This is a genomic window from Rhodococcus sp. NPDC057014 (assembly GCF_042673295.1).
GTDB lineage: Bacteria > Actinomycetota > Actinomycetes > Mycobacteriales > Mycobacteriaceae > Rhodococcus_F.
In genome coordinates this window covers 1-7726 of sequence record NZ_JBHUSF010000382.1, presented here as the reverse complement: position 1 = coordinate 7726, position 7726 = coordinate 1, and the positions used below count along the sequence as shown (strand labels likewise).

The following is a 7726-nucleotide window of genomic DNA, read 5'->3' as shown; positions in this document are numbered from 1 at the left end:
GGGCCGCACATCGTGAACTCTTCGATTGAACGCGAAATGGTGCGCGATACTGGGATTGAACCAGTGACCTCTTCCGTGTCAGGGAAGCGCTCTCCCGCTGAGCTAATCGCGCGGGACGGAATAAAGAGAGCGGACGACGGGATTCGAACCCGCGACCCCAACCTTGGCAAGGTTGTGCGCTACCAGCTGCGCCACGTCCGCATTCGTGAAGGCCCCTTCCGGGGCCGACACTGTCGAGCAAGTCAAACATCTATCAGTCGAGCATCTATCTCGGTGCGCGATACTGGGATTGAACCAGTGACCTCTTCCGTGTCAGGGAAGCGCTCTCCCGCTGAGCTAATCGCGCGAGGTGGAGACGGGAATCGAACCCGTGTGCACGGCTTTGCAGGCCGTTGCCTCACCACTCGGCCACTCCACCGTGAAGGTTGAGTCCAACCTCTCGAGCGGACGACGGGATTCGAACCCGCGACCCCAACCTTGGCAAGGTTGTGCGCTACCAGCTGCGCCACGTCCGCATGCACCGTGTAACTCGCGGAGAATGTTCTCCGTGGTGCGGTTGAGAACATTAGCGGACCATCCGCGATAGTTACAAATCTGCAGGTCAAGGCATCAGACGGTGAACGGGGCGTGAACGGGACGGGGTCGCGGGCGTGCCGCGGGCAGGGATCGGCGCGCATCCCACCCGAATCCCATCGGGGTGATTTTCGTTCGGCCGCTCGGTCTGTTAATGTTCCAACTCGTTCGAGCGCGAGTGTTTGCGCGTCTCGGTCCCGTGGCTCAGTGGAAGAGCGTCCCGTTCACACCGGGGAGGTCGCTGGTTCGATCCCAGCCGGGACCACCGAAAGAAGAGGCCGTTTCCGAAATCGGAGACGGCCTCTTCTTTTTCGTGTGCGCACCGGAAAATCGGTTGTTGCCGCTCTCCGGTGCGACGGACAATGAACTGAGCCGGCCGAAAATTCCCGGGTGATCCGCTACCGAAGGACTGAAGTCCCATGTTCCCCGTGAGGCTGGAAGGCACCACCGCGCCGACATTGATGTGGGCCGAGGAGCAGACCATCGAGCAGGCTGCGTTGCAGCAGCTGCGGAACATGGCCGACCTGCCGTGGGTGCACGGGGTGCGCGTCATGCCCGACGTCCATGTGGGCAAGGGCGCGACGGTCGGTTCCGTCATCGCGATGCGGGAGGCGGTCGCCCCCGCGGCGGTCGGCGTCGACATCGGCTGCGGGATGACGGCGGTCCGCACCGATGTGACCGCGGGCGACCTGCCCGACAGCCTGCGGTCGATGAGGTCGCACATCGAGCGGGCGGTGCCCGTCGGGTTCGCGATGCACGAGCATTCGGTGAACGTCGGCGCCCTGGGTGCTGATGCCGGGGGAGTGACGAAGGGGTGGCACCGCTTCTGGCGGGAGTTCGGCGAACTGCATTCCGGTGTGCAGTCCCGGGAATCGCGGGCGATGAAGCAGATCGGCACACTCGGCGGCGGCAACCACTTCATCGAGGTGTGCCTGTCGGACGCCGACGAGGTCTGGCTGATGCTGCACTCCGGGTCACGCAACATCGGCAAGGAACTGGCGGAGCGGCACATCGCGGTGGCGCGGGCCCTGCCGCACAACCAGCGGCTCGTCGATCGCGATCTCGCGGTGTTCCTCGCGGGCAGCACGGAGATGGACGCGTACCGCCACGACCTGACGTGGGCGCAGGAGTACGCCGCCCGCAACCGCGCCGTCATGCTCACGTTGGTGATGCAGGCCTTCCGGCAGTCCCTGCCCGGCAGGACGGTGCGATTCGACGAGCCGATCTCCTGCCACCACAACTATGTGTCGGAGGAGATCGTCGACGGCGAGCCGATGCTCGTCACGCGTAAGGGCGCCATCCGGGCGGGCCGGGGTGATCTCGGCCTCATCCCCGGGTCGATGGGCACCGGGTCCTACGTGGTGCGGGGCCTGGGCTCCGAGTTGTCGTTCAATTCGGCGTCGCACGGGGCGGGACGGACGATGAGCCGCACCAAGGCGAAGCAGCGGTTCACCGTCGACGACCTCGTGCGGCAGACGTCCGGCGTCGAATCGCGCAAGGACGCCGGCGTGATCGACGAGATCCCCGGCGCCTACAAGGACATCGAGCAGGTGATCGACGCGCAGGCCGATCTCGTCGAGGTCGTGGCCCACCTGCGGCAGGTCGTCTGTGTGAAGGGGTGACCGCAGGTCGCGGTCGGTAGGGTGGACTGGTGACCAGCAGAGAAGCCCGACCGGGTCCCGCGCCCGAGAACAGGGACGTCGACGACTCGGACCTGTCCCCGTTCCAGGAAGCGGAGAGCCGCTGGCGCCGGTGGCGCGCACACGTCGCCGCGCGCCCGAGCCTCAACCTGGCGTACCGCATCGGGGTGGGGGTGATCGGCGCTCTCGTGCTCGCAGCCGGGATCGTTGCGATCCCGTATCCCGGCCCCGGTTGGCTGATCGTGTTCGCGGGGCTCGGAATCCTCGCGTCCGAGTTCGCGTGGGCCCACCGGTTGCTGCACTACGCGCGGCAGCGTTACGACAAGTTCATGGACTGGTTCTCGCGGCAGTCGCTGGTGGTGAAGGGGCTGGGCGCGGTGCTGACGTGTGCCGTCGTCCTCGCCACGCTGTGGTTGCTCGGGACGTTCGGTCTCGTCGGGACGTGGATCGGCCTCGACTACCCATGGCTGGAGAGCCCGCTCTAGCCGGACGCATGATTGGGTGTCACTGCTGGGCCGATAACATGGGCTGGCACATTCACCATGTCTGCACCGCACACCTCACCTAGGAGAACATCGCCGTGAGCACCCCCGCATCCGCCGCCCCAGCCGCCCTCGTCCGGGTGCCCGCGGGGACGACGGCCGGTACAGCGGTTCGGGAGGCCGGCTACCCGAGCAAGGGCCCGGACGTCGTCGTCGTGGTCCGTGACGCCGAGGGCCAGCTCAAGGACCTGTCCTGGGTGCCCGACGCCGACGTCGAGGTCGAACCGGTCGCGGCGAACACCGACGACGGCCGCAGCGTCATCCGCCACTCGGCGGCGCACGTGCTCGCGCAGGCCGTCCAGCAGGAATTCCCCGACGCCAAGCTCGGCATCGGCCCGCCGATCAAGGACGGCTTCTACTACGACTTCGCCGTCGACCGCCCGTTCACCCCCGAGGATCTCGCGAATCTCGAGAAGCGGATGAAGAAGATCGTCAAGGGGTCGCAGCGGTTCTCGCGCCGCGTCGTCGATTCGCTGGAGGAGGCGCGCACCGAACTGGCGAACGAGCCCTTCAAGCTCGAACTCATCGACGACAAGTCGGGAATCGACGACCCGGAGATCATGGAGGTGGGCGGCAACGAGCTCACCATCTACGACAACCTGGATCCGCGGACCGGCGAGAAGGTGTGGGGCGACCTGTGCCGCGGCCCGCACATTCCCACCACCAAGCACATCCCGGCGTTCAAGCTCACCCGCAGCTCGGCGGCGTACTGGCGTGGCAATCAGGACAACGCCGACCTCCAGCGCATCTACGGCACCGCGTGGGAGTCGGCGGAGGCGCAGGAGCAGCACCTGGAACTGCTCGCCGAGGCCGAGCGCCGCGACCACCGCAAGCTGGGGTCGGAACTCGACCTGTTCAGCTTCCCCGACGAGCTCGGCTCGGGACTGCCCGTGTTCCATCCGCGGGGCGGGATCATCCGCACCGAGATGGAGGACTACTCCCGCAAACGCCACGTCGAGGAGGGGTACGAGTTCGTCAACACCCCCCACATCACCAAGGGCCACCTCTACGAGGTGTCGGGTCACCTGGACTGGTACCGCGACGGCATGTTCCCCGCGATGCACATCGACGAGGAACTGAACGAGGACGGCACCGTGCGCAAGCCGGGCCAGGACTACTACCTCAAGCCGATGAACTGCCCGATGCACAACCTGATCTTCCGTTCCCGCGGACGGTCGTACCGCGAACTGCCGTTGCGGCTCTTCGAGTTCGGTTCGGTGTACCGGTACGAGAAGTCGGGTGTCGTCCACGGACTGACCCGCGTGCGCGGCATGACGCAGGACGACGCGCACATCTACTGCACCCGCGAGCAGATGCGCGACGAACTGGCGACCACCCTGCAGTTCGTCCTCGGGCTGTTGAAGGACTACGGGCTGGACGACTTCTACCTCGAGCTCTCCACCAAGAACCCGGACAAGTTCGTCGGCGACGACGCCGTGTGGGAGGAGGCGACGGCGACGCTCGCCGAGGTCGCGGAGTCGTCGGGGCTGAACCTCGTTCCCGATCCGGGCGGCGCGGCGTTCTACGGTCCGAAGATCTCGGTGCAGGTGCAGGACGCCCTGGGGCGTACCTGGCAGATGTCGACCATTCAGCTCGACTTCAACCTGCCCGAGCGATTCGACCTCGAATACACCGCCACCGACGGCACCAAGCAGCGCCCCGTCATGATCCACCGGGCCCTGTTCGGGTCCATCGAACGGTTCTTCGGTGTGCTCACCGAGCACTACGCGGGTGCGTTCCCGGCCTGGCTGGCGCCCGTCCAGGTGGTCGGCATCCCGGTGGCCGAGACGTTCGCCGATCACCTCTTCGACGTGGTGAAGCGGCTGAAGGCCGCCGGTGTCCGCGCCGAGGTCGACGCGAGCGACGACCGCATGCAGAAGAAGATCTTCAACAACACGGCGCAGAAGGTGCCGTTCATGCTGCTGGCGGGTGCGCGTGACGTCGAAGCCGGCGCCGTCAGCTTCCGGTTCCGCGACGGCACCCAGGTCAACGGCGTGCCCGTCGACGACGCCGTGCGCATCGTCACCGAGTGGATCGGCCGCCGCGAGAACGCGTCGCCGACGGCGGAACTGCTGCAATCCGGTCAGGAAGGGTGACGCACATGACCGGAGGTGACGACGTGACCGCCGACGAGATGCTCGGCGGCCCCGGCCGCCTCGTCGACCGCGGCCCCGGCGAGCCCGATCACCTTCAGCGGATCTGGTCGCCGCACCGCATGTCGTACATCGCCGAGACGCCGAAGTCGCGGGACACCCCGAACGAGCCGTTCATCGACATCCCGAAGATGGACGACGAGGACGGGCTGATCGTCGCTCGCGGGGAGCACGTGTACGCGGTGCTCAACCTGTACCCGTACAACCCGGGGCACCTGATGGTGGTGCCCTACCGCAAGGTCGCGGCGCTCGAGGACCTGACGGAAGAGGAGAGCGCCGAGCTGATGTCGTTCACGCAGCAGGCGCTGCGCGTGATCAAACGGGTGTCGCGGCCGGACGGTTTCAACGTCGGCCTCAATCTCGGTGCGGCGGCGGGCGGTTCGCTCGCCGAGCACCTGCATCAGCACATCGTTCCGCGCTGGGGTGGGGACGCGAACTTCATCACGGTCCTCGCCGGCGTCAAGGTCATGCCGCAGTTGCTGCGCGAGACCCGGGGGCTGCTGGCGAAGGCCTGGAATGAATGACGCGATAGATGAGTGACGCGCGAGTCGCTGACTCACGCGTTCGGGGTTCCTGTCGGGAAGTGAAGAACGGGGTGGAGAGGTGCTGAGCTTCTTCGGGCGGGCATCGGTGTCCAAGGTGACGGCGCCGCTGGGGAAGGCCCTGGTCAAGACCGGGCTCACCCCCGATTCCGTCACCGTCATCGGCACCGTCGCGACCGTGGCGGGTGCGGTTACGCTGTTTCCCAGCGGACATCTGTTCTGGGGAGCGATGTTCATCTGGCTGTTCGTGATGTTCGACATGCTGGACGGCGCGATGGCACGCGCGCGGGGCGGCGGGACCCGGTACGGCGCCGTCCTCGACGCCACCTGCGACCGGGTGGCCGACGGCGCGATCTTCGCCGGCCTCGCCTGGTGGGCCGTCTACCACGAGAACAGCAAGCCGCTGCTGATCGCGACGCTGCTGTGCCTCGTCACCTCGCAGGTGATCTCGTACGCGAAGGCGCGCGCCGAGGCGAGCGGACTGTCCGCCGACGGCGGGCTCATCGAACGACCCGATCGGCTGATCATCGTGCTCGTCGGCGCCGGCGTCACCGGGCTCGGAGTGCCGTGGGCCGTGCACGTCGCGATGTGGTTGCTGTCGGTGGGCAGCGTGATCACCGTGTTCCAGCGGGTCCTGGCGGTCCGCCGGTCGCCGGGGGCGCGGGACGTGCTGCCCCTGCCGCCCGCCGACCCGACGCCGGAAGACGGACAGGCGACCGCGCGGTGAGCGGGGTGTCCGAGCGCCTCAGTGACCTGGGGTACGCGGCGGGCTGGCGGCTCGTGCGCGCGCTGCCCGAGAAGGCCGCGGTCGCCCTGTTCGACAGGGGAGCCGACTTCGCCGTCCGCAGCGGCGGACCGGATCAGTTGCGCCGCAACCTTGCCCGGGTGCTGGGCGTGACCGCCGCCGAGGTGCCGGATGCCCTGATGCGGGCGTCGATGCGGTCCTACGCACGCTACTGGCGGGAGGCGTTCCGGCTGCCGTCGATGGACCTGGTGAAGACCGGTGCCGCCCTCGACGAGCTGATCGAGGGACAGACGCACCTCGACGCCGCGAAGCACGCAGGCCGGGGCGCGATTCTCGCACTACCGCACAGTGGCAACTGGGACATGGCCGGTGTGTGGTGCGCCCAGCACTGGGGTGGCCTGTCCACGGTCGCCGAACGGCTGAAACCCGAATCGCTGTACCAGCGGTTCGTCGACTACCGCGAAGGGCTCGGCTTCGAGATCTTCCCGCTCAGCGGCGGCGAGCACCCCCCGTTCGTGGAACTGTCGGAGCGGCTGCGCGGCAACGGCATCGTGTGCCTCCTCGGTGAACGCGACCTGGCGAAGAAGGGTGTGCCGGTGACATTCTTCGGGGAACCGACACGGATGCCGGCCGGCCCAGCAAAGCTGGCGATCGACACCGGTGCGCCGCTGCTGCCGGTGCACTGCTGGTTCACCGACGGAGGGTGGGGTTTCCGCATCGACCCGCCGATCGACACGACCGCGGGAGTGACCGCGGCGACACAGGCCCTGGCGGACCGGTTCGAGGCCAACATCGCGGCACATCCCGAGGACTGGCACATGCTTCAGCCGCTGTGGCTGTCCGACCTGTCGCAGGCGAGGCTCTCCCGCATGGAGAACTCGTGAAGATCGGTATGGTCTGCCCGTACTCGTTCGACGTCCCGGGCGGAGTGCAGGCCCACGTCGTCGACCTCGCGGAGGTCCTGATCGAGCGCGGGCACAAGGTGAGCGTCCTGGCGCCGGCGTCCGACGACGTCGACCTGCCCGGTTTCGTCGTGTCGGCGGGACGCGCCCTCGCCATTCCCTACAACGGTTCGGTGGCCCGGCTGAGTTTCGGCCCCGCCGCGAGTGCCCGGGTCCGGCGCTGGATCTCGGACAACGACTTCGACGTCCTGCACATCCACGAGCCCAACGCGCCGAGCCTGTCCATGCTCGCCATGCGGGTGGCGGAGGGGCCCATCGTGGCGACGTTCCACACCTCGACCACGAAGTCGTTGGTGCTGAGCACGTTTCAGGGTGTACTCCAGCCGTATCTCGAGAAGATCAGCGGGCGCATCGCGGTATCGGAGCTCGCGCGGCGCTGGCAGGTGGAATCGCTCGGCTCCGACGCCGTCGAGATCCCCAACGGTGTCGACGTCCCGGCGTTCGCGAACGCCGAACCGCTGCCCGGCTACCCGCGCCCCGGCAAGACCATCCTCTTCCTCGGCCGCTACGACGAGCCCCGCAAGGGCATGGCCGTGCTCCTGAAGGCGCTGCCCGCGCTGGTGGAGAAG

The 7726-nt window shown here is 67.6% G+C and carries 7 protein-coding genes and 6 tRNA genes; 8 read left to right on the top strand and 5 right to left on the bottom strand.

Going from position 1 to position 7726, the window contains the following annotated elements:
* Window positions 1-37: 37 nt before the first annotated feature.
* From ACFTZB_RS40240 to ACFTZB_RS40220, 5 genes are all read right to left on the bottom strand, one after another.
* Window positions 38-112: transfer RNA gene (locus tag ACFTZB_RS40240), tRNA-Val, on the bottom strand.
* A gap of 16 nt (window positions 113-128) precedes the next feature.
* Window positions 129-201: transfer RNA gene (locus ACFTZB_RS40235), tRNA-Gly, on the bottom strand.
* A gap of 73 nt (window positions 202-274) precedes the next feature.
* Window positions 275-346 (bottom strand) — tRNA-Val (locus ACFTZB_RS40230).
* 1 nt (window position 347) lies between these two features.
* A tRNA-Cys gene (locus ACFTZB_RS40225) sits at window positions 348-418 on the bottom strand.
* 24 nt (window positions 419-442) lie between these two features.
* A tRNA-Gly gene (locus ACFTZB_RS40220) sits at window positions 443-515 on the bottom strand.
* 251 nt (window positions 516-766) lie between these two features.
* Here ACFTZB_RS40220 and ACFTZB_RS40215 point away from each other — a divergent pair.
* From ACFTZB_RS40215 to ACFTZB_RS40180, 8 genes are all read left to right on the top strand, one after another.
* Window positions 767-838: transfer RNA gene (locus ACFTZB_RS40215), tRNA-Val, on the top strand.
* Between the two features lie 154 nt (window positions 839-992).
* A complete protein-coding gene (locus ACFTZB_RS40210; protein ID WP_378440703.1) occupies window positions 993-2195 on the top strand; it encodes an RtcB family protein in 1203 nt (400 codons plus the stop codon).
* A gap of 29 nt (window positions 2196-2224) precedes the next feature.
* The gene (locus tag ACFTZB_RS40205; RefSeq protein ID WP_378440701.1) at window positions 2225-2698 is read left to right on the top strand and encodes a TIGR02611 family protein; all 474 of its coding nucleotides are present in this window, start codon (window positions 2225-2227) and stop codon (window positions 2696-2698) included.
* 95 nt (window positions 2699-2793) lie between these two features.
* Complete coding sequence (gene thrS / locus ACFTZB_RS40200) at window positions 2794-4851, top strand: threonine--tRNA ligase (RefSeq protein ID WP_378440699.1); 2058 nt, start codon at window positions 2794-2796, stop codon at window positions 4849-4851.
* A 5-nt stretch (window positions 4852-4856) separates the two neighbouring features.
* On the top strand, window positions 4857-5432 hold the full coding sequence (locus tag ACFTZB_RS40195) for an HIT domain-containing protein (RefSeq protein ID WP_015890535.1): 576 nt from the start codon (window positions 4857-4859) through the stop codon (window positions 5430-5432).
* 79 nt (window positions 5433-5511) lie between these two features.
* The gene (gene pgsA, locus ACFTZB_RS40190) at window positions 5512-6177 is read left to right on the top strand and encodes a phosphatidylinositol phosphate synthase (protein ID WP_378440696.1); all 666 of its coding nucleotides are present in this window, start codon (window positions 5512-5514) and stop codon (window positions 6175-6177) included.
* Entirely contained in the window at window positions 6174-7079 is a 906-nt protein-coding gene (locus ACFTZB_RS40185) for a phosphatidylinositol mannoside acyltransferase (protein WP_378440694.1), read from the top strand. Before pgsA ends, ACFTZB_RS40185 begins: the two co-directional genes overlap by 4 nt.
* Window positions 7076-7726: glycosyltransferase family 4 protein (locus ACFTZB_RS40180; protein WP_378440692.1), on the top strand; the 651-nt coding region annotated here is incomplete at its 3' end. The genes ACFTZB_RS40185 and ACFTZB_RS40180, both read left to right, overlap by 4 nt.

Excerpts from the sequence above, each read along its gene's own strand:
- ACFTZB_RS40210 (WP_378440703.1), top strand. The coding sequence starts at position 993 with ATGTTCCCCGTGAGGCTGGAAGGCACCACCGCGCCGACATTGATGTGG.
- ACFTZB_RS40195 (WP_015890535.1), top strand. The coding sequence starts at position 4,857 with ATGACCGGAGGTGACGACGTGACCGCCGACGAGATGCTCGGCGGCCCC.